Raw genomic sequence first — 23657 nt, forward strand, 5'->3', positions numbered from 1 at the left:
TCATCGCGCATGCACATACAGAAATTAGTTTAGCGCACTACATCCCGAGCGCGAAGCGGACGAGCAAGAGGTACAGGGGATCGACCGTCAAAGAGAAATACCAATCCAAGATATCGATATGCACAAGGCTGGGAAGGATGTAGAGCACCACGATGAGGATGGGCATCGAGTAGCGCTGGATCTCATAGTACGTCTGCAGCGCGCGTCCTTTGAGAAACGGAACGAGGATCGACGAACCGTCGAGCGGGGGCAGCGGGATGAGGTTGAAAAACGCAAGGGAGAGGTTGACGGAAATGCTCGTAAAGGCAAAGCCAATAACCGCATTGACAACCGCACCGCTGTAGGGATCCATGAGCGTGGCACCGGGGATGCCGCGCAAGATGAGCGCCGCGATTCCGGCAAGCAGGATATTGGACGCTGGGCCAGCAAGCGATATGAGGACCTCATCGCGGCGCGGATGCTTGAGGTTGTTCAGATAGACCGGAACGGGTTTGGCGAACGCGAAGACAGGACCTCCGGCGAGAATCATGATCAATGGAAGTAAGACCGTTCCAAAGGGATCGATATGCTTGAGCGGGTTGAGGGAGAGCCTTCCCTGGGACCGGGCGGTCCTGTCTCCGAGCACATAGGCCGCGAGGGCGTGGGCACTCTCGTGGACGACGATGCCGACGATCAGCGCAAGCGCGCTGGTGAGAAGGCTCAGCAAATACGGGACATTCATGAGGTCTCCTAGCGCAGCGCCCGAGAGATGCGGACGCAGAGGTAATCGATGACGAAGAACGCGACGGCCATGCAGGCGAAGTCGAAGCGGAACACGCCGCCAAAGGGGGTGGCGATGAGCCCATAGCCCGAAATCATCGCGGGAAGCGCCTGGGTGAGCTCGACCACGAAGGTCACGATGTTGAGTTTTGCGGCAACGCCGTTAAAGCAGAGCGCAACGGTCAGTGCGCACAGGGCGCATGCGATGACGCGACAGGCGAACCCGATGACGGAAAGGGCGATGGCACCAGCCTTACGCGCATCCACGAGCAGTCTCTTCCTCGATGATGGTCGAAAGCTCGAGCCATTCGTCCTCCAAGTCGGGCAATTCCTGCTTGAGGGCGTTGTATTCCCCGAGCGCCGCGCTGAACTTTTCTTGGTCGGCGTACAACTCCTCGCTCGCCATCAGCTCCATGAGCTCATCGTAGCGGGCACGTTTGACCTCGAGCGCAGCCTCGACGTTCTTGAGCTTGTCCTTGGTTCCCTTGAGTCGGCGATTAAGCTCGGCGCGTGCCGCCGCCTCTGCCCGACGCTGTTCCTTGGTCTTTTTGCCCTCGCGTACGGGCTCGGCTGTTGATTCAACATTGGTTAAAGGAGCTTTGCTTGGTAACGGCGTGACGGGCAGGTGACCCTCCGCTGCGCGCTGCGCCAAGTCCTCTCGCTTGTAGAGGTAATACTCGTAATCACCGTCGATGACGGTCATCTTGCCGTTCCTGATATCGACAACACGATTGGCGACCGATCGGACGAGGTGCTCGTCGTGCGAGATGAGCACAATAGTGCCGGGGAAGCTCTTGAGGGCGTTTTCGAGCATGTCGACCGAGTCGATGTCGAGGTGGTTTGTGGGCTCGTCCAGGCACAGGAGTGCCTCGGGAGCGACCAGCATCTTGGCGAGCGCAAGACGCGCGCGCTCGCCGCCGGAGAGGACTCCGACGCGTTTGTCGACATCGTCGCCGGCGAAGAGGAAGGCGCCAAGCAGGCTGCGTTGTTGCGGAACGGTCCAGGTGGGGGCGACCGAGTCGATCTCCTGAAGGACGGTGTTGCCCTCTTTGAGCCCCTCGAGCTGATGCTGGGCGTAATACGCCACGCCCACATGGGTGCCGAGCGTACGCGTGCCAGTGGTTGGGGCCTCCTGCCCTATGAGCATCTTGAGAAGCGTCGACTTGCCCGCTCCGTTTGGGCCCACCAGGGCCACACGGTCACCGCGGTACAGTGTGAGGTTTGCATCCTCATAAAGGACCTTGTCGCCGTAGCGCTTGGAGAAGTCCTCAAGCTTGATAACCATATCGCCGGAGCGAGGAGGATCGGGGAACTTGAAGTTCACGTGCTTGTGGCCCTCGGGAAGGATGACGAGCTCGCTCTTGATCTGCTCGATGCGGCGCATGCGTTCTTGCGCTTGCGCGGCCTTGGTGGGCTTGTAGCGGAACTTATCGACGAACACCTGCATGTGGGCGATCTCGCGCTCCTGCGCGGCGCGCTTGGCGCGCATCTGCTCGAGGTTGTCCTCTCGCTGCTTGAGATAGGAGCTGTAATTGCCGGTGTAGGTGGTGATGCGGCGGTTCTCAAGTGCCGCAACGTGATCCACACAGGCATCCATGAAGGCGCGGTCATGGGAGACGATGAGCACGGCGCCCTCGTAGGCCGATATGAAACCACGCAACCACTGGACGCTTTCGAGGTCCAAGTGGTTGGTGGGCTCGTCGAGCAGCAGGACATCGGGGTGGCGCAAGAACAATTTTGCCAGCGCGATGCGCATCTGCCAGCCGCCGGAGAACTCCGAGCAGGGCTGCTCGAAATCGGTCGGCTTGAAACCCAGTCCAGCGAGAATTTGACGCGCATTGCTCTCGAGCTCGTAGCCACCCAAACGCTCGAAGCGGTCCTGCACATGACCATACTCGTCAAGCATGGCCTGAGGGACCTCGCCAGACTCTCCGGCCTCGGCAATCTTGAGCTGAAGCTCCTCGGCGCGCTCCCCCATCGTCTTGATTTCGATCGCAGCGTCCATAACCTCCCGGATGATGGAGGTGGCACCGGCGAGCTTGGTCTCCTGCTCCAGATAGCCGACATTTGTGTCCTTTGCGAAGGTCACGGATCCGGCATCGGGGTTGTCGAGGCCCATGATGATCTTGAGGAGGGTCGTTTTGCCTGCACCGTTGGGGCCGACCAGCGCGTAGCGCTCACCAGCGTTCACCTGTAGCGTAGCCCCGGTGAAGAGGGTGCGGGAACCGAACGATTTCTCGATCTTGTCGACCAGGAGAATCATGTCAACCTCACTTTGCACATGCGCGTGATAGCAAAAAGGCTCCAGTTCCCTGGAGCCTTAAATGTTTGATGGTGGGCGATACAAGATTCGAACTTGTGACCCCATCCGTGTGAAGGATATGCTCTACCCCTGAGCCAATCGCCCGTGCTTTTCAGCAAGGAGAATACTAGCATGGATGCGAGCCTTAGTGCAAGAGGTAATTTGAAAAGCCCGGAGAGAGTCGCGCTGAAGGCCCCAGCCGTAACCAGACGCCGATCGACACCAGTAGATACGAAGCTGAATTCCACACGTAAACCAAAAAGGCCAGGCACGCGGCCTGACCTTAGGTTTCATGGTGGGCCCTCCGGGATTCGAACCCAGAACCCAGGGATTATGAGTCCCCTGCGCTAACCGTTGCGCCAAGAGCCCGTATGCAGTGCCACGACGGCTTCGATGAGAAAAAGAATCGCTCCCAAATGCCGTGACCCGTCGATAGATACTATCATGCGCCGCCGTCGCATTCAACGCGCGATTATGGCCTCGAGACCCGCACACCCCTCTTCCTGGGGACTATGACGTCAATTGAGTGGCAATGCAGAAGATTGGAAATGGCATGGTTCCGTCAGAACTGGCCCCGTTACCTGGCTTGCTCTTTGCGCTCTTACCCATTGCGATGCTGTTCGCAGTGGGCTATTTCCTCAGTAAGGCCGCAGTAAAGAACGGTATCAAAGAAGCACTTCGCGACATCGGTGGCATCAATAGTCTTACCAATTCCAACTCCAAAGACGCCTAGACCCTGCGACCGCATCCTCAAGCAAAGACAGCGGATCGAAGGTTTACAGCAAATCCTCAAGGGCGTCCGCATCCTTCTGGGGTATCTCGAAATCGAGGGTGAGTTCGAGTGGCTTGCGCAGCTCGTCTGCCGGTGCTCTCACGCCACCTGGTGACGACACCATGCTCGCCACGCAACGGGCACGCCCACCACAACCAGCGCGCAGTACACCAGGGCCGCCGTGCCGATGAGGTCGAGCACGACCGGTCCGAGCGGGTATGAGAACAGCGACGCGAACAGGTCGAACGCGGACTGCAGGCCCATGGGGAACAGCGTGAATACGTGGCGCAGGAGGCCGCTGCCGGCAGAGGGCAGCAGGCCGCTCACGAACAGGACCACCACGTCGGTCACGATGATTGCGAGCGTGGAGGGGGTTAGCGCGGAGAGCGCAAGCGTAAGGGCGAGCATGCCGAGCATGACGAGGTAGAAGACGCCCACATACATCGCCGCCGCCTGCCACATCGTGAGCGCGTACGGCGAGGCGAGGGCGTAATTCTGGATGGGCAGACTCGCGCCCTCGGCACCATAGAACACCAGCGACACGCCGCAGATGATCGCCACGCCCAGCGCGAACAGCACCGTGGCGTACAGGATGGCCGCCAAAAGCTTGGCGCTCACGAGCCTGCCGCGCCCATATCGCGCCGAGAGCAGGACAGCATCGGTTCCGTCGCGGTATTCGGAGGCGAACAGGGGCGTCACCGTCACGCACATCACGAAGACAATGAACACGAGGAACGCGGCGCAATCGAGGATGTTGTCCCAGCCTCCCGCCCAGCCGTACGTCAGGGGCTCGGGGACGCCGTCTTCCATCTGGGTCCAGTACGCGCGCTCCGCGGGCGAGTACACCCACTCCCCTCCCATGCCCTCGTCGAGCGTGACCTGCAGGCTATCTGCAAGAGCTCCATAGAAGTCGAGCGCCATCTCGGGCGTCACGCGGGAGGCGTACTGGTACGGCTCCAGCCCTTTGACTGCCCAGGGCTTGAGGATCGTGATGTAATACGGATCGTATAACTCAAGGCGCGTGGCATCGTCGTAGGTCTCGGCCACAACCTCGTATGCCGTGGCGTTGGACATCTCCGCAAGCTCCTCGGGATCGAGTTTCTCATAGGCGATGTCCTGGTAATGCGCGATGTCGGCGGCTACGCGTTCAGGCGTAAGCTCGCCTGCGCGCGCCTCGGTGACATCGCGGCGATGCGCGATGGCTGTGGGCCCGGAGAGAGTCTCCCCGATGTTGCCCTCGGTCTTGGTCTGGACCACGTTGAGTCCCATGACGACGGTCAGCATGAGCAGCATGCCCACGTTCGCCACAATCGCGACGCGACGGGTGAGCATCTTCTTGAGCTCGAACTTGATAAGGCTACGCATGGCGCCCACCTCCAAAATGAACCCCGCGGCGACGGGAGCAGCGCTGCCCCTCGACCGCTGTCACGGGCACGGCGGCGCCGGTGTGCTCGGCACCGCTCTCGTCGAATACGTGCAGGTACAGGTCCTCGAGCGTCGGCGCGACGGGGACGGCAGAGAGTTCGGCGACGTATGGTTCTGACGAGAGGAACCGTACCGTTGCCATGCCGTCGCCGTCGTGGTGCACGTTCACCACGGGCACCCGCGAAGCCAACTCATCGGCTTTGCGGACAGGGACACGCGCCTCCCAGACCATACCCTCCACGCCACGTACGACCTCAGATGGACTTCCCTGCATAATGAAGGATCCCGCGCGCATCATGAGGATGCTGTCAGCGATGTATTCCACGTCCGACACGATGTGCGTGGAGAGCAAGACGATCTTATCCGTGGCGAAGCCGGCGATGAGGTTGCGGAAGCGCACGCGCTCCTTGGGGTCGAGGCCCGCCGTCGGCTCGTCGAGAACGAGGACGTCCGGGTCGTTGAGGACCGCCTGCGCGATGCCGAGTCGCTGCTTCATGCCTCCAGAGAACGTGCGGATGCGGCGGTGCTCCTCGCCCGCAAGGCCGACCCGGTCGAGAAGCTCAAGCGACCGGGCGCGCGCGGCGCGGGCGTCGACGCCCTTGAGCGCCGCCATGTACTCCATGAAGTCCAGGGCGGTGAACTCCGGGTAGTAGCCGAAGTCCTGCGGTAGGTACCCCAGCCGCGCGCGGTACTCCCCGCCCAGCTCGGCGATCGAGCGGCCGTCCAGGCTGATCTCACCGGAGGATGGGCGCAAAATCCCGCAGATCATGCGCATGATGGTCGTCTTTCCTGCGCCATTGGCGCCGAGCAGGCCGTAAACCCCGGGGCGCAGGCGCGCGCTCACCCGGTCGACGGCGATCTTGGGACCGTACTGCTTGGTCAGCCGGTCGAGTACGAGCTCCATTGTGGGCTCCTTTCGATTCGCATCGATATACAGCAGGTATTCGTGGGCGGATGCTTGGGCGGCGATTACGCCAGGCGGGCGCCTGTGCAGCGACACCGTAAGGCGAACGGTCGGGCGGCGTTACCGCCAGGCGGGCGTCCGCCGCGTCTCGGGAATGAATCCGGACGCGCTGGCACCGACCCAGGCGCGGACCTCACGGGTGCACCACACGCCCGCGACGGCGCACACAAGGACCCACACCCAAGCACTCGTCTGAGCATATGCCGAGGGTGCGGCGTAGAAGAGCATCGCGCCGGTCGCCGTGACGGCAGAGGCCCATGCGATGGCCGAGCCGCGCGCATCCGGGCTTGAAACGCGCCGTGCACACATAAGACCGCCCGCGCAGGCGATGAGGTACGGCGCACCCATGAGCAGCAGCACCCGCGCGACACCATCGCCTTCAATCCCCGACGCAACGGCTCCAACCGCGAGGACGAGGGCACTCGCAAGACCCATCAGCAGCAGCCGCGCTACGACCACGGACACCGCGTTGAACGGGCAGGCGGCTTCTAGCTCGCCCATGCCGAAGGGCTTTGAACGCGTGACGCTCGCAAGGCAGACGAGCGCCGTCAGGCCACCCGCGGCAGAGAGCACCTGGGAGCCCAGCGGCCCCTCCGTCTCGACATGGGGAGCCACGGCCGTCAGCAAGGCAACGAACGCAAATGCGGCCCAGACCACGGGGCGCGTGAAGCGCGCTTGGGCAAAAAGGAATCCTCCCAACTGCATATGCGGGGACGTCGCGCTCCCCTCTAGTGCCAACTCGCACTCACAGGCGCTTACGCACTCCTCGATGAGCTCGGAGCGACCGTTCGACCCCTGTTCACTTAAGAACAGCTCGCGATCCGAGCGATACAGCGCCGAAAGATCCCGCTCGAGCGCATCCTCTCGGTTTCCCTTCATTTCACGTCCTCCTCTCCCGATTTCAACAGTTCTCGCAAGGCGGCGAGCGCGCCGTCGAGTCTGCGCCGAGCAGCGAATCTGCTGATGCCCATCACGCGCCCAATCTCGGCGAAGGTGAGCTCCTGGTCGAACCGCAGCTCGAGGACTTCGCGATCCTCGGCAGTCAGTAAGGCGATCGCATGGCGCAGGCCATCCATTCCGGCTGGCGAGAAGTTCTCGGTGTCCGAGGGCGCCGGATCTGCCAGAACCTCGTCGGTGGGCAGTTCGTCGGTCGCCCGCACTCGGGCCCGAGCCGCGTCCACGCAAACGTTTCGGGCAATCGTGAGCAGGTACGCCAGCGGTTTGCCCGCGTCACGATAGCTCTTTGCCGTTCGCACGAACCGTAGGAAGACCTCCTGGGCGGCGTCCTGTGCCTCGTCCGCGCTTTCGGTGTGCCGACGACAGTACGCGAGCACGTCATCGTAGTGGTCCTCGATGAGGGCCCGAACTTCCGCGGCGTTCAATCCGCGCTGCGGATACGCCACGCGCATCACCTCCTCTCACCCTAGATAACGAAGCGGGCGCCCCACATGAGCGCCCGCACACAGGTTCTACATAGAATAGAACAAGGAAAAGGATCGGATTACACTGGACGGAACGGCTCTTCGAATGCGGGAATCCCACGTGACCGCGCGGCCGTTTCAGCCGGTTTGTGCGACCTACCCGCGGAAGCGCCCGCGAACGAGCGCAATGGCATCGAGACCGTACGTCAGCACAACTAGAACGATCGCACAGAACACGTAGGCGTCGATCGTGTCGTAAAAAGATGATGCCTCGAGGGCGTGCGCGTATGTTTGCAGCCCCACGAGAACCCCAACCAAGGAGAGCGCGGCGCTCAGACCGCTGGCGAACACGAGCGTGGGCATCGCCTTCGTCCGTGCGGCGAGGGCCGCCACCAAGGCAAGGCCAACGGCGATCATACCCGGAACAAGCTGAGTGACGAGGGTGACGATCCCGGACGTCCAATCAATGGCCACCATGGAAACTCCCTTCACAGGCAGTACTGGTAATTCACGTATACCCTTACCCCCCCTCAATACGCAGCGAGAAGAATGCGCGAGAACCACAGAATCGGCGGCCAATAAGATGGCGTCGTTTGTATACGGGAATAGAGGGCTGCGCAATAGGTATGCGGACTCTTGATGCTTCGCGGCCGCGACCGAGCATGGATGCGGAGCGCACTGCGACGGGAGGCTTAGATTTGATAAGAAGCGGGACCGTTTAGTTTTGGCCCGTTTTCGGTGATTTGGATATCCTAAGTGCAAAGGTTCGCTACGGGCGATAGTTTTGGATGGTTTGGACTCCCCTGCGGCGGCCCCAACATGCGACGGTGAACAAAAACCCAGGAAACGATTGCCAGAGACCCTGGAAAGCGGCTTAATACCTTCAAAACTATCGCCAGAGGCGACCCTTTTGCTTTGAAACGCATTATCAACCCTAGCTATGAAAAAGACCGGAGATGAAAACCCCGGCCTTAAATCTCATGGGTGGAGACGAGGGGGATCGAACCCCTGACCTCTTGACTGCCAGTCAAGCGCTCTCCCAGCTGAGCTACGCCCCCTTGCAACGAAGAAGTACTATACGGGAACCATCGAGGATGTGCAAGCACAAATCAGAACTTTTTTCTGAGCCTCATATACAGTAGAGGGAACGGCATGCCCTGCTCGTCTACATCCGAGCGGTCGTAGACCTCAAAGCCCATATGTTCGTAGAATCCACGAGCAAGCGGGTTTTGCTCATTGACCGTCAGCTTGCGCACACCCAACCTTTCGATTCCATATTCAAGAAGACGCTTGCCGACTCCCACTCCCCTGGAGGAATCTGAAACGAACAGCATCTCGAGCGTGCAGTCGTTCACCCCCATGAACCCGATCGGCTCACCCAGCGAACCACGGGCGACGACGAGGTCGGGAACACCTTTGAGCGCAGTCGGAACATACCGCTCAATCTGCAATATGTCCTCGCCCGTTAGAAAGTCATGTGTTGCGCGCACGGAGCTGTTCCACACGACGCATAAATCCGAAATCAGCGTTAAGTCGCGAATCTCTACAACCTCGATTTGCACGGCCTCCCCTTACAAGAAAATGGGGCGCGAGGAACTCAGCCTCACACCCCACGCGTGTTTGATACGATCTCGAAGCAGTACTAGCGGCGCTGAGAGATCACGAGTTCAGCAACTTTGCCAGCGACCTCGTCGATGGCGACGTCCTCGCGCTCGCCGGTGGCGCGGTCTTTGAGCTCGACCGTCCCGTTCTTGAGGCCGCGCTTGCCCAGGACGATCTGGTACGGGAAGCCCATGAGGTCGTTGTCGGCGAACTTGACGCCCGGACGGATGTCGCGGTCGTCCACAATGACCTCGATGCCAGCGGCACAGAGCTCCGTGGTCAAGCGATCGCAGACATCGGCGCACTCCGGAATCGTGGGGTCGAGCGGCATGATGGAAACCTCATACGGGGCAATAGAGACGGGCCAGATGATACCGTGCTCGTCGTGGTGCTGCTCGACGGAGGCGGCAAGGGTGCGGGACACGCCCACGCCGTAGCAACCCATCAGGAATGGCTTCTCAACGCCATCCTCGTCGGCGAACGTCGCTCCCATGGCCTCGGAATACTTGGTGCCGAGCTGGAAGACCTGAGACACCTCGATGCCGCGCGCGCCGGAGAGGGGCGCGCCGCAGTGAGGGCAGGGGTCGCCGGCGACGACCGTGATGAGGTCCTCCCATGCGTCCGCCTCGAAATCGCGACCCGGGCAGGCACCGGTGAAGTGGTAATCGACCTCGTTGGCACCGCAGGCCCACTGCTTGGAATCACGCAGGGTGACATCGCACACGAGGCGGATGCCCTCGGGCAGATTCACCGGCCCGATGAAGCCCTTGTGCAGGCCATAGCCCTCAAGCTCCTCGTCGGTCATCATGCGGTAACCCTCGCCAAAGACATGTTCGGCCTTGCAGTCGTTGAGCTCGTGGTCGCCAGGGACGATGGCCACAACCGGGTGCCCGTCCGCATCGATAAGGGCGAGCGCCTTACGCGTGCCGTTCTCGGGGAAGCCGAAGAACTCGGCCACCGCGGCAATCGTGCCCATGCCGGGCGTGTGGACCTTCTGCAGCGTGCCGTCGCCGGGGCCCTCAGTCACCGCAACCGTGGTGGAAGCGGCCTCATCGTCGGCGGCATAGCCGCAATCATCGCAGTACACGAGCGCAGCCTCGCCCGCGTCGGCGAGTGCCATGAACTCGACGGAGGTATCGCCACCGATCTGACCGGAATCGGCCACCACGGGCAGGGCCTTGAGGCCACAGCGCTCGCAGATGTTCGCGTACGCCTGCTTCATGGCATCGTAGGTCTCCTGCAGGGACTCCTGCGTAGCGTTGAAGGAGTAGCCGTCCTTCATGATGAACTCGCGGCCGCGCATGAGGCCAAAGCGCGGGCGCATCTCGTCGCGGAACTTGTCCTGGATCTGGTACAGGTTCACCGGCAACTGCTTATAGCTCTTGAGCTCGTTCTTGATGAGGTCGGTGACGGTCTCCTCATGCGTGGGACCGAGCACGAACTCGCGGTCATGACGGTCGGAGATGCGCATGAGCTCGGGGCCGTACGCGTTGTAGCGGCCGGACTCGTGCCACACCTGGGCATCGACCATGATGGGCATGAGCAGTTCCTGGGCACCCGCGGCGTCCATCTCGTCGCGGACAATATCCTCGATCTTGCGCAGCGAGCGCCACGCGAGCGGCAGATAGCTGTAGAGGCCCGCGGCCTGCTTGCGGATCATGCCGGCACGCAGCATCAGGCGATGACTGGCGAGTTCAGCCTCTGCCGGGTCCTCCTTGAGCGTGGGGGCATACAGATGAGACATCTTCATGGCGCGAGTCTTAGACACGACGACCTCCTTGAGTAAACAAATGCAACTTGAACATGATAGCAGGTAACGAATCTACACGCCCCTCCGGCGCGGGCCCATCACATCCGGCGCTCGAACAGTCCTGCTCGCACGGAGGGCCCAGTGGGCCCTCCGGCTCGTGCGGAACTCGCGGCGGACGTGATGGGCCCGCGCCGGAGGGGCGAACGTAAAGATCACGCAATCAACAATACGGTCTGACTCACGGAGCCAAATCTACTACATTGACAAGCTCCGCCCCTTGCGTATATCGTCCCGCGCGCAGTTCGCGCAGCGCTGTTTGAGCACGGGATGATATACGCAAGGGGCGGAGCGGTAGGATACGTTAGAGTTTCTCGATCTCCTCCATGAGGGCGTCGACGATTTGGGCCTCGGGCACCTTGCGGATGATCTCACCGCGGCGGAACACCATGCCCACACCGCGTCCGCAGGCAACACCCACATCGGCATCGCTCGCCTCGCCCGGGCCGTTCACCACACACCCCATGACGGCGACGGAAATGGGCTTCGTGCAGGACTTGAGCCGCTCCCCCACTTCCTCGGCAAGACCGATCAGGTCGACCTGCGTGCGTCCGCACGTCGGGCAGCTCACGAGCTCGGGGCCACGCCGCCGCAGACCGAGGGCCGAAAGGATACCCCAGCATACCGGCGGCTCTTCGACGGGATCGGCGGTCAAAGACACGCGCATGGTGTCGCCAATGCCTTCGGCCAGCAACACGCCGAGGCCGACCGCGCTCTTGATGGTGCCCTGCTGCACCGTGCCCGCCTCCGTGACACCAAGATGCAGCGGCACCTGGGGCAGTTCGCGCGAGAGGGCACGGTACGTCTCAATCGTGGTGGGCACGCTGTGGGCCTTGGCAGATAGGACGATGTTCTCGAACCCACGCTTCTCGAAGTGCTCGACGAACTCAAGCGAAGACGCAACGAGCTTTTCGGGCTGCGTGAGGTCCTCGCGCTCGGCAATGCGACGATCAAGCGATCCGGCGTTGACACCGATGCGGATCGCGGCTCCCGCCTCACCCGCGGCATCGATTACGGCGTCCACGCGGTCCCAATCACCGATGTTTCCGGGGTTGATGCGCAGTTTGGCAGCGCCGGAGCGGACAGCCCCGATAGCGAGTCGATAGTCAAAGTGAATGTCGGCGACGATCGGCACGGGAGACTCGGCGCAGATCCGCCCGAAGGACTCGAGCGCATCGGCAGAAGGGACCGTGACGCGCACAAGGTCGCACCCGGCGTCCACGAGCGCGCGCACCTGAGCCAGGGTCGCATCGGCATCGATGGTGGGCGTGCACGTCATGGACTGCACGACAACGGGGGCGCCACCGCCAATAGGCACGGAACCCACCATCACCTGGCGTGTGCGCTCTCGAGCAAGCCCCTGCATGGCACTCCCCTTTCGTGATGTTCGCTAGAAGAAGCGAACGATGTCGGAACCCAGCATATAGATGAATAACAGCCCGAACAGGCCGATGCCAACCATGGAGATGGCGGTCTGAACCTTGATTGGCACTTTGCGGCGTGTAACTGCTTGGATAGCCTCGATCACGAGCTTGCCGCCGTCGAGCGGCGGGATGGGCAGTAGATTCATGAAGCCTAGCGAGAACGAGATAAGCGCCGCGAGGTTGAGGAACGTTGCGGGGCCCTCAGCAGCCGCCTGAGCCGACATCACGGAAATTCCCACGACGGAGGTTGAGTTGTCGAGCACCTCCATGGTGTGGCGGGGGTTAAGCAGGCTGCCAACGGATTGGGCGGTCGCGACGATGTTATCGATGGCGATCTGGCAGGACTGCAGCGGGTTGAGGCGGACAACCTGGGTGGGGGCGCTGATTCCGAGCAAACCGTCATCGTCGAAGGACACGCCTACCGTGAGGAAGGTCCCGTTCTCGTGTGCCCATGACCCGGAATCGAAGGAGTCGTCGATGGGCAAGTGGTCGAACGCCATGTCAACGTTATTGGGGCGCCACAGATCGAGCTCGACCTCGCCCTCATGGTCAGCCGCGTCAAAGGCATCGAGCAGTTCAAGCCAGGAATCGACGCGCTCACCGTTCACGGCGATGACGCAATCGCCCTGCTTGAGGCCGGCAGCCTCGGCAGGCGAATCGGCGACGATCTCGCCAAGTACATTGGCATCGATGGGCATCGAAACCCCCAGCACCGAGTACACGGCGATCACGAGCAGGAAACCCGTGAGGATATTCACTGCAATGCCCGCGACGAGCATGAACGCGCGCTTCCAAAAGCCCTTCCCCACATACGTGTGAGAACGCTCGAGCTCAAAGAAGGCGCGGTCGTCCATAGGGGGATCCCAAGGTTCGCCCACCTTGGTTGCGGAGCTGCGGTCAAACGAACGACCGTCGTAGATCGTATTGCCCTGCGCATCGCGAGCCGCAGCGGCAAAGGCGAGGGGAAAATCGCGAGAGGAGACCTCGTCGTCGGCATCATGATCGGACGCCTCGTCAGACGGGACGATGGAACCCCATCCGTAGAGCAAAGAACACGCCTCTTCGACGTCGCTCACCTTAAGATCGAGCTCTTGAGCGAGCAAGTCAACGCGCACAGTTCCATGGCGGTGAATAGCGGCGAGCACCTGGGGCGCGCAGTCGACCTCGGTGGGATCCATGCCGCAGATCTCGGCATATCCTCCAAGGAGGAGAGGCGTGACGCCGAACTTGGTGCCGATTCGCTTGGAGACATGATGGACATTGAAGCGGCAAGGCATGCCCAAGAAGAACTCAAGGACGCGGACCCCGCAGGCGCGCGCCGCGAGAAAATGACCGCCTTCGTGGACGAACACGAGCGCGGATAAGAGAAGAAGGCCCCAAAAGATGGGGCCGATAATACCAAACAACGTATCCATGGAATCCAAATCTACGTTATGCCATTAAGCAAATCGCACGCTCCGCGCGTTTCCGCGCCCATGCATCGACATCGCGAAGCTGTTCAAGCGAAACCACATCGCAACGATCGTGAGCGTCCATGCACGTTTGGACAACGGCGGCAATGCCGTTGAAACCGAGACGGTCATGGAGGAAGGCGTCGACGGCGACCTCATTGGCGGCGTTCAAGACACAAGGCATCGTACCCCGCAACTCACCGGCGTTTTCGGCAAGCTTGAGGCAGCGGAATGCCTCCATATCGGGCGCATCGAACGATAGTTTTCCAAGCTCACGGAAATCAATGCGCGGAGCGGGTGTATCCCAACGCTCGGGATAGGTGAATGCATACTGAATGGGAATACGCATATCGGAGGCGCCCAGGTGAGCGATCACCGAACCATCAACGAACTCCACCATGGAGTGAATCTTTGATTCGCGTTGGATAAGCACGTTGATCCGGTCGAGTCCCATACCAAATAGATGCATGGCCTCGATACGCTCGAGCCCTTTGTTCATAAGCGTTGCGGAATCGATGGTGATCTTGGCACCCATATTCCACGTGGGGTGGGCCAGGGCGTCGTGGCATGTGACGCATTCGAGCTCCTTCGCGGTACGACCAAAGAACGGACCGCCCGAGCACGTAAGCCAGATGCAATGCGCCTCACGAGGATCCTCCCCCATCAAGCATTGGAAGATCGCGCCGTGCTCGGAATCAACCGGAAGGAGCTGGCCGGGCGCGGCAAGCGGCATGAGCAGGTCTCCACCGACCACCAGGGATTCCTTATTGGCGAGGGCCAGCCGCTTATCACCCGAAAGGACGGCATGGCTCGCCTCGAGACCGGCGGCGCCGACAATTGCGACGAGGACGACATCGCAGGCATCCATACGTGCAAGCTCAACAGCCGCGTGCGGACCGCTCACCAGCTCGCAGCCCTGGGGAAGCTCCTGAAGCACCGGGTCCTCGGCATGGGACTCATCGGTCACGCCAACGTAGGGGGCATCGAACTCGCGCGCATACCGAACGAGGTCTGACGTACGGCTATGCGCGGAAAGAGCGACAACCTGGAGCTTGTCGGCGTGCTGACGGCACACATCAAGCGCCTGGGTTCCAATCGACCCAGTGCAACCGAGGATCGCAACACGGGTGCGACGGCCCTCCCCCTGAATTGACGTCATTACAGGACACCTCCCAAATGAAGCATCAGATAGGCGGTAATGACGCCGATGATAAGCGAATCAGAGCGATCGAGCATACCACCATGGCCGGGAATGAGATTGCCGGAATCCTTGACTCCCGCGCCGCGCTTAATGCGGCTTTCGATGAGGTCGCCGAAAACGCCCATGATCGAAACGACGATTCCGCACATGATGGCAAACCAGATATCCAGATCGTACAGATCGGTGGACCACAGGATGAGCCACACGACGATTGAGCCCGCAAGACCGCCGAAAAAGCCTTCCCAACTCTTCTTGGGTGAGATCTTTGGGGCCATCTTATGCTTGCCAAAGCGGCTGCCGACCATATAGGCAAACGAATCGGAGAGCCAGAGCGATGCGCAGACGCCGACCGAGAGCAGCGCGCCCTCCCAGCCGGGAACCGCTTCGCGCAGCAACACAATGGCGGAAAGCATGTATCCGGTATAGATAGGGGCAAAGACCGTAACGGCAACGTCCGCGATGCGGGTGCGCGGGTTCTGGACATACCACAGACCGAGCGAGAGCACGAGTAGGAAGTTGATGACCGTCAGCCAAACAGGGTCGACGAGGGCGGACAGGGGAAACAGAACGGCCGCCGACAGCCCAATGAACTCATTAGGAACCTTACCGTCGATGCGAGCCATGCGATAGAACTCGTAGCAGCAAAGCCATGACATGACCGACGTGAAAACCGCCGTGGGAAGGACGCCCAAGATGAGCGAGCCAATGAAGACGACGGCGTACACGATTCCTGCACCGGCGCGTACGATAAACGAATGCAAACGACCGTCCTTCGATGCGCTCGGCTCTGATGCGGCGCTGTTGGTATTGGAAGCCAATGTAAAAACTCCTTCACGGGACGAGGCGCTAGGCACTCGTCAGACCCCCAAAGCGGCGATCGCGACCTTGGAAGGATGCGATCGCGCGCACGAGCCCCCAACGATCGAAATCGGGCCAATAGGTGTCCGTGATATAGAACTCTGAATATGCGATCTGCCAAAGCAGATAATTGGAGACGCGCATCTCACCGGATGTGCGAATGACCAGCTCGGGGTCGGGCATGTCGGCCGTGTACAGACGGGAAGCGACGGTCTCCTCGGTGATGTCCGAGGGATCGAGCACGCCGGCGCGGACATCCTCGGCGATGAGGCGCGTGGCACGGGCAAGCTCCGCACGGGCACCGTAGTTGACGGCCAGTGCGAGGGTCATCCCCGTGTGGTTACGAGTCTCCGCAAGCCCATACTCAAAGACATCGCGCGTCTTCTTGGGAAGCGCGGAAATGTCCCCGAGAAACTCAACACGGACGTTTTCGCGCTTGAGGAGCGGAAGCTCATCAACGAAGGTCTTTGCGAACAGGTGCATGAGAAGATTGACCTCGGCCTGAGGGCGATTCCAATTCTCAGTGGAGAACGCATACGCCGAAAGTACGTCGACGCCCATGCGCACACATGCGGTGATAACCTCCTGCAACGCGACGATTCCGGCCTTATGGCCCTCTCCGCGCCCGAGACCTCGACTCGTCGCCCATCTACCGTTGCCATCCATGATGCAAGAAACATGGCGCGGAATGCGCGCCATGTCGATGTCATCAATGGAAATGTCGTCGGGATGGTTCGCGAAGTACTCGTTGAACTTATCGACGTCGTAATGCATCAGCTAGATCTCCATGACCTCTGCTTCTTTGGCCTTGAGCATCTCATCCACCTTGGCGACGAACTCATCGGTGGCCTTCTGGACTTTGGCCTGCTCGCGGCGAACCTCGTCCTCGGTGAGTTCCTCGTCACGCTCGAGCTTGTTGTTCGCATCGCGGCGTGCATTACGGATGGCGATCTTTGCGTGCTCGGCGAGCTCGCGGCATTCCTTGACGAGTTCGCGACGGCGCTCCTCGGTAGGCGCGGGGAACGGGAGACGAACCACAATGCCGTCGGAATTGGGCGTGATACCCAAATCCGAAGCGGTTACCGCCTTGACGATGGCATTCACCAGGGCTTTGTCCCAAGGCTCGATGACGAGCATATGAGCTTCAGGCACCTTGACGGCCGCCACCTGCGTGATAGGTGTCGCAACGCCGTAGTAATCGACGGTGATGTCAGACAGGATGTTGGCGTTGGCACGACCGGTGCGGACCTTGGAGAAATTGTGCTTCAAGCTCTCAAGGGCCTTATCCATGCTTTCGCGGATATCAGACATTCCCTACTCCTCTTCCATAACGACGGTGCCCACCGGCTCACCGGCAAGTGCACGCTTGATATTGTCGTCCCCGTCGATGTTGAGAACGATGATCGGCATGTGGTTGTCCTGGCACAGCGCGGTCGCGGTCGAATCCATGACCTGGAGACCACGGACCAAGACCTCATGATAGCTGATGCTGTCAAAACGAACGGCATCCTCGTTCTTAACCGGATCCATGTCGTAGACGCCGTCGACCTTGGTGGCCTTGAGCAAGCAATCGGCGCCGATCTCGCAGGCACGCAGCGCAGCGGCGGTGTCGGTGGTGAAATACGGGTTGCCGGATCCGGCGGCGAAGATGACGACATCGCCCTTCTCAAGGCTTCGCATAGCGCGGCGACGGATATACGGCTCGCAAACCTCGTTCATCTGGATACCACTCATAACGCGGCAGGGGCAATCGATCCGCTCGATGGCATCCTGCAGGGCGAGAGCATTCATAACCGTGGCAAGCATGCCCATGTAATCGGCCTGGGCGCGCTCCATACCCTTGGCAGAGCCGGCGACACCGCGGAAGATGTTGCCGCCTCCGACAACGACCGCGACCTCGATCCCCTCGTCGTGAAGCTGCTTGACCTGAACGGCCATGCGCTCCACCACATTGGGGTCGATACCGTAATCGGCGTTACCCATAAGCGCCTCACCGGAAATCTTCAACAGGACGCGCTTGTATTGGTACTCGGACAAGGAATCCTCCTTATAACGCAATTTCTCCCATTTTAGCAGGGATGGACGATACTCGCAGCAAATGAACTCGACCCATGAAAAAGCAGGCCGTGAGCGTTACCCCACGACCTGCCTTCACGTTAAAGCGTCAATTTACTCGCCGCAGACCAGACGATCGAAAGCGACGACCTTGACGGTGTCACCAAGCTCCTTGGAGACCTTCTCGGCGTAGGCCTTGATGGTCATGCTGGAATCCTTGATGAACTCCTGCTCGTTCAGGACGATGCCCTTGAAGAACTTCTCCAGGCGACCAATGGCCATCTTCTCCTGAATGGCCTCGGGCTTGCCGGACTCGGCAGCCTGAGCCTTGTAGATCTCAACCTCGTGATCGATGACATCCTGAGCGACGTCCTCGCGCACAGCGGCGATCGGTGCAGTGGCAGCGACCTGCATGGCAACATCATGGGCGAAGGTCTTAAAGGCCTCAGCAGAAGCGGTCTCGGGCTTCTCGAAGGAGAACTCGACGAGAACGCCGATCTTGCCACCCATGTGGATGTAGGAGGCAACGCCACCGGCAGCGGGCTTGCGCACGGCGGTACGGGAGATCTTCATGTTCTCACCGATGACGTGAATCATCTCGGTGAGGGCAGCCTCGACGGTCTCACCGTTCATATCGCAGGCGAGCAGAGCCTCGACATCGGCAGGCTCGTTATCGCAAACGACCTTGGCGACCTCGGCGGCAAAACCGGTGAACTTGGGGTTGGAGGCAACGAAGTCGGTCTCGCAGGCGACCTCGGCGAGGGCACCCATGGTGCCGTCCTCGGAAATATACGCAGCGACAGCGCCCTCGTTGGTGTCGCGACCAGCCTTCTTGGCGGCGGCGGCGAGACCGTTCTTGCGGAGGACGTCGACGGCGGCGTCCATATCGCCGTCAGCCTCGACGAGAGCCTTCTTGCACTCCATCATCGGGGAGTCGGTCATCTCGCGGAGCTGCTTGACCATAGCGGCGGTGATCTGAGCCATGTTCATTCCTTTCAAAGGGAATTGACGAATGAGATGAGGTGGGTGCTACTCGGCGACAGCCTCGGTAGCAGGAGCCTCGGCGGCCATCTCGGCCTCGGAGATCTGCTCCTTGCCGGAACCGGCGAGGCAGGCGTCGGCGAAGAGCTCGCTCATGAGCTGGATCGCGGAGATGGCGTCATCGTTGCAGGGGATGCCGTAATCGACGACGTCGGGATCGGAGTTGGTGTCGATGAGGGCGACCACGGGGATGCCAAGACGCTTGGCCTCCTTAATGGCGTTCTCCTCGCGCTTGGTGTCGATGACGAAGAGCGCGGCAGGGGTGCTCTTGAGCTCACGGGCGCCACCAAGGTTGGCCTGCAGCTTGGCGAGCTCCTTGCCCAGGACCGCCTGCTCCTTCTTGCCACGCAGAGCCATGGAGCCATCGGCGACCATGCCCTCGAGCTCCTCGAGGCGGTTCATGCGGGAACGGATGGTCACGAAGTTGGTGAGCATACCGCCGAGCCAACGCTGGTTGATGTAAGGCATGTTGGCGCGCTCGGCAGCGGACTTCACGGCCTCCTGGGCCTGCTTCTTGGTGCCAACAAAGAGGACCTTACCACCCTTGGCCGCGGTCTCCTTGAGGAAGGTGTACGCCTTATCGGCCTCGACGATGGTCTGCTTGAGGTCGAGGATGTAGATGTTGTTGCGCTCGCCGAAGATGAACGGCTTCATCTTGGGGTTCCAACGACGGGTCTGGTGGCCAAAGTGGCAGCCAGCCTCGAGCAGGGTGCGGATGTTGATCTTGGTAGCCATGTTTACCTCCCGGTTTGTCTTTCGCACGGTGTCGTCCGCGTCGACCACCCGAGCATGAGCTACCAAAGCTCGGGCACCGCGGCCGGCGCGTAGCCGTGCGTGTGTGATGGAACGTTGCAAATTCGCAACTTGATGAATAATAGCAGGTGGAGCACTCATTGCCAAGGCTTCACAAAGTAATCGCGTGGACTATGCACGGGGGTGCGCGCGGTGCACGGCGGTTTTAAGTCGGTCGGGCGTCAAATGCGTGTAGATTTGAGTCGTCGAGAGACTCACATGCCCGAGAAGCTCTTGCACGCTGCGAAGGTCGGCACCACCGCGTAAGAGCTCAGTGGCGAATGTATGACGAATGGCATGGGGCGTAATGTCATCGGGCACACCAGAAGCGGTCTTGAGCGCGTTGAAGCGATACCTGAGTGCTGCGGCATCCATGGGTTTTCCGCGATTTGATATGAAAAAACGAGTGACGGTATTTGCCTGCGGATGACCCCTGAGCAACTCGCCTCTACCGTTATCAAGATAATGAGCGCAAGCAAGGCACGCCCGATCGTACAGGGGCACGATACGCTCCTTAGAGCCCTTGCCGAACAAGCGAACGGACATCGCCGCAAGGTCGATGGAGGACACCTCAAGCGATGCGAGCTCCGAGATACGCGCCCCCGTGGCGATGAAGAGCTCCAACATGGCGGCATCACGCAGCCCTCGAGGCGTTGCGGGGTCAGGCGCCTTCATGAGACGCTCGAGCTGCTCCAAGGTAAGCGTATGGGGAAGTGGCTTGTCGAGCTTGGGGCTCGAAAGCGCAGAAACCACCTCTGACGTAACGATGCCCTCCTCGACAAGCCATGTGAAGAAGGACCGAAGAGCGGATAGGTGGGCGGACGTGGTGCGAGGGGCGTAGCCCGCAGAGGCAAAGTCCGATAGGTACAAGCGTAGGTCTCGTGGATTCGGCGACAATCCGTTCACCCCACTGCGCGCACACCAGCGCACATACGCTTCGAGGTGTTGGGTGTATGCACGCACCGTCTCGGGCGACGCACCCTCATACCGAGCGATATGAGCTATGTAATCATCGACGTACGCCAGCAAATCGCACTCGGACGCGCTCACACTCACTCCCCCATCCGCAACCAAAATGGACTCCAGCGAACCGAAACCTACCCTCGTGCGGAAAACAAATCACCGCGGGAAACGAGGAACGCTTCGAGGTCCGACAAGGCACGGGCGGAATACGCGGCGTAGCGATCGCGCTTGCTGCGTCTCTTGCCGTCCTCCAAGGGAGGCACGACGCCAAAGTTGACATGCATGGGTTGATAATCGACAGTCTCCGGATTGGTGGCATATGCCACCAGCGAGCCAAAGGCACCGGTGCGCGGCAAAGAGACGGACGGCAGCGCCGCCATGTCGGCAAACGTATTCAAAGCGGCGAGAAGACCGGACGCAATCGCCTCGGTGTACCCTTCCGTACCGGTTATCTGACCAGCAAGACGCACCTGAGTTCCAGGAACCGCAAAGGTGACGTCGAGGACGTGGGGGGCGTCGACGAACGTATTCCGATGCATGACGCCGTACCTGAAAAACTCGGCGTTCTCCAAGCCGGGAATCATGCGGAAAACGCGTTTCTGCTCGCCAAATGTAAGGTTGGTCTGAAATCCGACGAGATTGTATGCCGTGCATGCAGCGTTTTCCGCCCGGAGCTGCACGGCTGCCCAAGGCCTTCGACCCGTACGGGGATCGGTCAGCCCCACGGGCTTCATGGCTCCGTACCTGATCGCGTCGTGGCCGGTACGGGCAACTTCCTCGGCGGGCTGGCATGCTTGGAAAAGATCGCGTCGCTCAAAATCCTTGAGCACCACGCGCTCCGCCCCTACCAACTCGTCGATGAACGTATTGTATTCATCCTTGGTGAATGGGGCGTTCAGGTAATCCCCGTCCGCCTGATCATCGTAGCGGGATTGCGAGAACACGATGGACCTGTCGATCGTGCTGGCGTCGACGATCGGCGCCGCTGCATCGAAAAACGAAAGGGCATCACCACCGACTAAATTAAGAACGCGATCAGAGAGGGCTGGCGAGCACAGCGGACCCGCCGCAATCACACAGGGTCCTTCGGGAATCTCAGTGACCTCGCCGCGCACCACATGAATAAGGGGACGCGAATCGATCTCCTGAGCGACGAGGGCGGAAAACAGATCACGGTCGACAGCGAGGGCACCACCCGCGGGAACGGAAGCGCGTTCCGCGCACGACAACAGCACCGACCCCATGCGACGGAGTTCCTCTTTAAGAAGGCCGGCTGCCGAGTCGATACGCGTCGACTTAAGCGAATTGGAGCACACAAGCTCAGCCAGGCCGTCCGTGCGATGTGCCGGAGAGGAGACGCAGGGGCGCATCTCATGCAATACCACGGGAATGTCACGGTCAGCGAGTTGGCATGCGCACTCGCAGCCGGCAAGGCCACCACCCACCACCGTCACGCGCTCGTATGTCATATAGGGCTCCTTTGCGTTAGCGTCAATTCATCCATTGTGCCCTAAGCGCGTCAAGGCGTGAAGGGCGGACTTGCTCGGTGAGATCCTCCCATCCGGAAGCCGCACGGCCAAGCCTTGAATCTCGAGAGAGCTCACCAAGGTCAAGCACGTCACCCCATCGATGTCGAGATGGGACGCGAGCTCATCTACGCGTAGCGGGCTTGCAACTATCATATCGAGTGCACGCTGCTCGTTCCCCTTAAGGCCCCCATACCCACGAGCATCCTTCCTGCAAAAGCGAAGCGTTCCATAAATCCGGGAAATCGCGACCTCAAGCGCCTCCTCGTCGGCGATACAACATGCTCCATTCGCGATCAGGTAATTAGAGCCACGTGACTCGGGGGAAAAGATCGAACCTGGGGCGGCGAGGACCTCTCTGCCCAACTCATTGGCCGCCTCCGCCGTCGAAAAGGTTCCCGACGGCAGCCCCGCCTCCGCGACGAACGTCGCGGATGAGAGCGCCGCTATGACGCGGTTTCGCTTGGGAAACGCCCATCTCTGTGGGGGCGTTCCCCAGGGCTCTATGGAAATCACGCAACCACCGGTTTCGATGACCCGGTCAACGAGGGCTTTCGCCGTGGAGGGGTAGACGACATCGGCCCCCGTCCCCAGTACCACGATGTGCCTGCCGCCAGCATTGAGCGTAGCCCACCCAGCGACCTGGTCGCATCCGCGCGCACCGCCCGATACGACGGGTATGCCCGACTCGACGGCGATTCCCGCCGCAAGTTCGCAGATAGCCGAACCGTAAGGCGATGCACGGCGAGAGCCGACGATGGACAACGAGGGAAGATCAAGCACCGTGGCATCACCCCGTACGTACAGCACGGGAGGCACCTGGGGAAGCTCGGCCACACATCGAGGATAGCCTGAGTCTCCCCGACGAATCTCGAATCCGTCCCTACACGCCCCCATCTCCATACCTCCCTTGATACTGCGCTGCCTCCAATACATGTGCCGCCTGGATGAATTCAGACTCCGCCATATCGGCGATAGTGCGCGAAATACGGCAGAGACCGACGACGCCCCTGCCCGTCAAATGCGAACGCTTCGAGAATTCAAGGAGCGTTTCGCGTCCCGCAGCGTCCAGACCGAAGGAACGAACCTCGGCATCGAGCGAAGCGCTGCAGCCGCATTCGTCCGTATCTGCAATTCGCGATTCGCGCCATGCGCAAAACGCCCTGCCCTTTTCGACCTGATCGCGCAGCACGTCCGTCGTCAGTCCCTCGGCTCCTTCGATGACGAGGTCAGGATCCGGGCGTGCTACGTGAAGGATGATATCGATACGATCGGCCAACGGACCGCCAAGCTT

Annotated in this window: 24 protein-coding genes and 3 tRNA genes; 1 reads left to right on the forward strand and 26 read right to left on the reverse strand. The window is 60.7% G+C overall.

Translation table 11 applies throughout. The features are described 5' to 3' along the window. Positions 1-37: 37 nt before the first annotated feature. The 5 genes from ACT8II_RS03670 to ACT8II_RS03690 all read right to left on the reverse strand — a co-directional run bounded on the left by ACT8II_RS03670 (position 38) and on the right by ACT8II_RS03690 (position 3430). Positions 38-721, reverse strand: a complete 684-nt coding sequence (locus tag ACT8II_RS03670; RefSeq protein ID WP_294158572.1) for a site-2 protease family protein — start codon at positions 719-721, stop codon at positions 38-40. An 8-nt stretch (positions 722-729) separates the two neighbouring features. Next, positions 730-1026, reverse strand: coding sequence for a hypothetical protein (locus tag ACT8II_RS03675; RefSeq protein ID WP_118653847.1), 297 nt, complete (start codon positions 1024-1026; stop codon positions 730-732). After that, positions 1013-3022 carry a ribosomal protection-like ABC-F family protein gene (gene abc-f / locus ACT8II_RS03680; protein ID WP_294122163.1) on the reverse strand — a complete coding sequence of 670 codons (2010 nt, stop codon included), beginning with the start codon at positions 3020-3022 and terminating at the stop codon, positions 1013-1015. Before abc-f ends, ACT8II_RS03675 begins: the two co-directional genes overlap by 14 nt. A 69-nt stretch (positions 3023-3091) precedes the next feature. Then, positions 3092-3166: transfer RNA gene (locus ACT8II_RS03685), tRNA-Val, on the reverse strand. Between the two features lie 188 nt (positions 3167-3354). Further along, positions 3355-3430: transfer RNA gene (locus ACT8II_RS03690), tRNA-Ile, on the reverse strand. Between the two features lie 163 nt (positions 3431-3593). Here ACT8II_RS03690 and ACT8II_RS03695 point away from each other — a divergent pair. Then, on the forward strand, positions 3594-3794 hold the full coding sequence (locus ACT8II_RS03695; protein ID WP_294158565.1) for a DUF6019 family protein: 201 nt from the start codon (positions 3594-3596) through the stop codon (positions 3792-3794). Between the two features lie 138 nt (positions 3795-3932). Here the strand turns inward: ACT8II_RS03695 and ACT8II_RS03700 are convergent, their stop codons facing one another. The 21 genes from ACT8II_RS03700 to ACT8II_RS03800 all read right to left on the reverse strand — a co-directional run bounded on the left by ACT8II_RS03700 (position 3933) and on the right by ACT8II_RS03800 (position 23642). Beyond that, positions 3933-5198 carry an ABC transporter permease gene (locus ACT8II_RS03700; RefSeq protein ID WP_443813019.1) on the reverse strand — a complete coding sequence of 422 codons (1266 nt, stop codon included), beginning with the start codon at positions 5196-5198 and terminating at the stop codon, positions 3933-3935. Next, positions 5191-6162: an ABC transporter ATP-binding protein gene (locus ACT8II_RS03705; RefSeq protein WP_317440037.1), complete on the reverse strand. Its 972-nt coding sequence runs from the start codon at positions 6160-6162 to the stop codon at positions 5191-5193. The genes ACT8II_RS03700 and ACT8II_RS03705 overlap by 8 nt, the downstream gene beginning before the upstream one ends. 120 nt (positions 6163-6282) lie before the next feature. Next, on the reverse strand, positions 6283-7101 hold the full coding sequence (locus tag ACT8II_RS03710; RefSeq protein WP_294158561.1) for a hypothetical protein: 819 nt from the start codon (positions 7099-7101) through the stop codon (positions 6283-6285). Then, a complete protein-coding gene (locus tag ACT8II_RS03715; RefSeq protein ID WP_118653842.1) occupies positions 7098-7631 on the reverse strand; it encodes an RNA polymerase sigma factor in 534 nt (177 codons plus the stop codon). Before ACT8II_RS03715 ends, ACT8II_RS03710 begins: the two co-directional genes overlap by 4 nt. Before the next feature lie 168 nt (positions 7632-7799). Continuing rightward, positions 7800-8120 (reverse strand): hypothetical protein, encoded by a 321-nt coding sequence (locus ACT8II_RS03720; RefSeq protein WP_118653841.1) that lies wholly within the window; start codon positions 8118-8120, stop codon positions 7800-7802. Positions 8121-8628: 508 nt separating this feature from the next. Next, positions 8629-8701 (reverse strand) — tRNA-Ala (locus ACT8II_RS03725). 51 nt (positions 8702-8752) lie between these two features. Then, positions 8753-9205 carry a GNAT family N-acetyltransferase gene (locus ACT8II_RS03730; protein ID WP_294122167.1) on the reverse strand — a complete coding sequence of 151 codons (453 nt, stop codon included), beginning with the start codon at positions 9203-9205 and terminating at the stop codon, positions 8753-8755. 80 nt (positions 9206-9285) lie between these two features. Next, positions 9286-10995 (reverse strand): proline--tRNA ligase, encoded by a 1710-nt coding sequence (locus ACT8II_RS03735; protein WP_304292683.1) that lies wholly within the window; start codon positions 10993-10995, stop codon positions 9286-9288. Between the two features lie 361 nt (positions 10996-11356). Continuing rightward, on the reverse strand, positions 11357-12418 hold the full coding sequence (gene ispG, locus ACT8II_RS03740) for a flavodoxin-dependent (E)-4-hydroxy-3-methylbut-2-enyl-diphosphate synthase (RefSeq protein ID WP_118653828.1): 1062 nt from the start codon (positions 12416-12418) through the stop codon (positions 11357-11359). Between the two features lie 24 nt (positions 12419-12442). Beyond that, complete coding sequence (locus tag ACT8II_RS03745) at positions 12443-13891, reverse strand: M50 family metallopeptidase (RefSeq protein WP_294158559.1); 1449 nt, start codon at positions 13889-13891, stop codon at positions 12443-12445. 16 nt (positions 13892-13907) lie between these two features. Next, complete coding sequence (gene dxr, locus ACT8II_RS03750; protein WP_294158557.1) at positions 13908-15086, reverse strand: 1-deoxy-D-xylulose-5-phosphate reductoisomerase; 1179 nt, start codon at positions 15084-15086, stop codon at positions 13908-13910. Further along, the gene (locus ACT8II_RS03755) at positions 15086-15946 is read right to left on the reverse strand and encodes a phosphatidate cytidylyltransferase (protein WP_443813020.1); all 861 of its coding nucleotides are present in this window, start codon (positions 15944-15946) and stop codon (positions 15086-15088) included. Before ACT8II_RS03755 ends, dxr begins: the two co-directional genes overlap by 1 nt. A gap of 28 nt (positions 15947-15974) precedes the next feature. Continuing rightward, a complete protein-coding gene (locus ACT8II_RS03760) occupies positions 15975-16760 on the reverse strand; it encodes an isoprenyl transferase (protein ID WP_118653825.1) in 786 nt (261 codons plus the stop codon). 3 nt (positions 16761-16763) lie between these two features. Next, on the reverse strand, positions 16764-17297 hold the full coding sequence (gene frr, locus ACT8II_RS03765) for a ribosome recycling factor (RefSeq protein WP_118653824.1): 534 nt from the start codon (positions 17295-17297) through the stop codon (positions 16764-16766). A 3-nt stretch (positions 17298-17300) separates the two neighbouring features. After that, complete coding sequence (gene pyrH / locus ACT8II_RS03770; protein ID WP_118653823.1) at positions 17301-18023, reverse strand: UMP kinase; 723 nt, start codon at positions 18021-18023, stop codon at positions 17301-17303. A gap of 132 nt (positions 18024-18155) precedes the next feature. After that, positions 18156-19025, reverse strand: coding sequence for a translation elongation factor Ts (tsf, locus tag ACT8II_RS03775; protein WP_118653822.1), 870 nt, complete (start codon positions 19023-19025; stop codon positions 18156-18158). Positions 19026-19070: 45 nt separating this feature from the next. Continuing rightward, the gene (gene rpsB, locus ACT8II_RS03780; RefSeq protein WP_118653821.1) at positions 19071-19817 is read right to left on the reverse strand and encodes a 30S ribosomal protein S2; all 747 of its coding nucleotides are present in this window, start codon (positions 19815-19817) and stop codon (positions 19071-19073) included. 189 nt (positions 19818-20006) lie between these two features. Then, positions 20007-20924 carry a tyrosine recombinase XerC gene (locus ACT8II_RS03785; RefSeq protein WP_302741742.1) on the reverse strand — a complete coding sequence of 306 codons (918 nt, stop codon included), beginning with the start codon at positions 20922-20924 and terminating at the stop codon, positions 20007-20009. Between the two features lie 47 nt (positions 20925-20971). After that, a complete protein-coding gene (gene trmFO, locus ACT8II_RS03790; RefSeq protein WP_118653819.1) occupies positions 20972-22306 on the reverse strand; it encodes a methylenetetrahydrofolate--tRNA-(uracil(54)-C(5))-methyltransferase (FADH(2)-oxidizing) TrmFO in 1335 nt (444 codons plus the stop codon). A 27-nt stretch (positions 22307-22333) separates the two neighbouring features. Then, positions 22334-23260, reverse strand: a complete 927-nt coding sequence (locus ACT8II_RS03795; protein ID WP_118653839.1) for a DNA-processing protein DprA — start codon at positions 23258-23260, stop codon at positions 22334-22336. Beyond that, complete coding sequence (locus tag ACT8II_RS03800) at positions 23247-23642, reverse strand: hypothetical protein (protein WP_443813021.1); 396 nt, start codon at positions 23640-23642, stop codon at positions 23247-23249. Before ACT8II_RS03800 ends, ACT8II_RS03795 begins: the two co-directional genes overlap by 14 nt. Positions 23643-23657: the final 15 nt, after the last annotated feature.

The sequence above is a fragment of the Collinsella sp. genome, assembly GCF_052346665.1.
Lineage (GTDB): Bacteria > Actinomycetota > Coriobacteriia > Coriobacteriales > Coriobacteriaceae > Collinsella.

Bases quoted from the DNA above. Each gene is read 5' to 3' on its own strand.
- ACT8II_RS03795 (WP_118653839.1), bottom strand. From the start codon at position 23,260: ATGGGGGCGTGTAGGGACGGATTCGAGATTCGTCGGGGAGACTCAGGC.
- frr (WP_118653824.1), bottom strand. From the start codon at position 17,297: ATGTCTGATATCCGCGAAAGCATGGATAAGGCCCTTGAGAGCTTGAAG.
- ACT8II_RS03735 (WP_304292683.1), bottom strand. From the start codon at position 10,995: ATGAAGATGTCTCATCTGTATGCCCCCACGCTCAAGGAGGACCCGGCA.
- ACT8II_RS03700 (WP_443813019.1), bottom strand. From the start codon at position 5,198: ATGCGTAGCCTTATCAAGTTCGAGCTCAAGAAGATGCTCACCCGTCGC.
- ACT8II_RS03695 (WP_294158565.1), top strand. From the start codon at position 3,594: ATGCAGAAGATTGGAAATGGCATGGTTCCGTCAGAACTGGCCCCGTTA.
- tsf (WP_118653822.1), bottom strand. From the start codon at position 19,025: ATGGCTCAGATCACCGCCGCTATGGTCAAGCAGCTCCGCGAGATGACC.
- ispG (WP_118653828.1), bottom strand. From the start codon at position 12,418: ATGCAGGGGCTTGCTCGAGAGCGCACACGCCAGGTGATGGTGGGTTCC.
- ACT8II_RS03670 (WP_294158572.1), bottom strand. From the start codon at position 721: ATGAATGTCCCGTATTTGCTGAGCCTTCTCACCAGCGCGCTTGCGCTG.
- ACT8II_RS03710 (WP_294158561.1), bottom strand. From the start codon at position 7,101: ATGAAGGGAAACCGAGAGGATGCGCTCGAGCGGGATCTTTCGGCGCTG.
- rpsB (WP_118653821.1), bottom strand. From the start codon at position 19,817: ATGGCTACCAAGATCAACATCCGCACCCTGCTCGAGGCTGGCTGCCAC.
- dxr (WP_294158557.1), bottom strand. From the start codon at position 15,086: ATGACGTCAATTCAGGGGGAGGGCCGTCGCACCCGTGTTGCGATCCTC.
- ACT8II_RS03760 (WP_118653825.1), bottom strand. From the start codon at position 16,760: ATGCATTACGACGTCGATAAGTTCAACGAGTACTTCGCGAACCATCCC.
- ACT8II_RS03720 (WP_118653841.1), bottom strand. From the start codon at position 8,120: ATGGTGGCCATTGATTGGACGTCCGGGATCGTCACCCTCGTCACTCAG.
- ACT8II_RS03745 (WP_294158559.1), bottom strand. From the start codon at position 13,891: ATGGATACGTTGTTTGGTATTATCGGCCCCATCTTTTGGGGCCTTCTT.
- trmFO (WP_118653819.1), bottom strand. From the start codon at position 22,306: ATGACATACGAGCGCGTGACGGTGGTGGGTGGTGGCCTTGCCGGCTGC.
- ACT8II_RS03705 (WP_317440037.1), bottom strand. From the start codon at position 6,162: ATGGAGCTCGTACTCGACCGGCTGACCAAGCAGTACGGTCCCAAGATC.
- abc-f (WP_294122163.1), bottom strand. From the start codon at position 3,022: ATGATTCTCCTGGTCGACAAGATCGAGAAATCGTTCGGTTCCCGCACC.
- ACT8II_RS03715 (WP_118653842.1), bottom strand. From the start codon at position 7,631: ATGCGCGTGGCGTATCCGCAGCGCGGATTGAACGCCGCGGAAGTTCGG.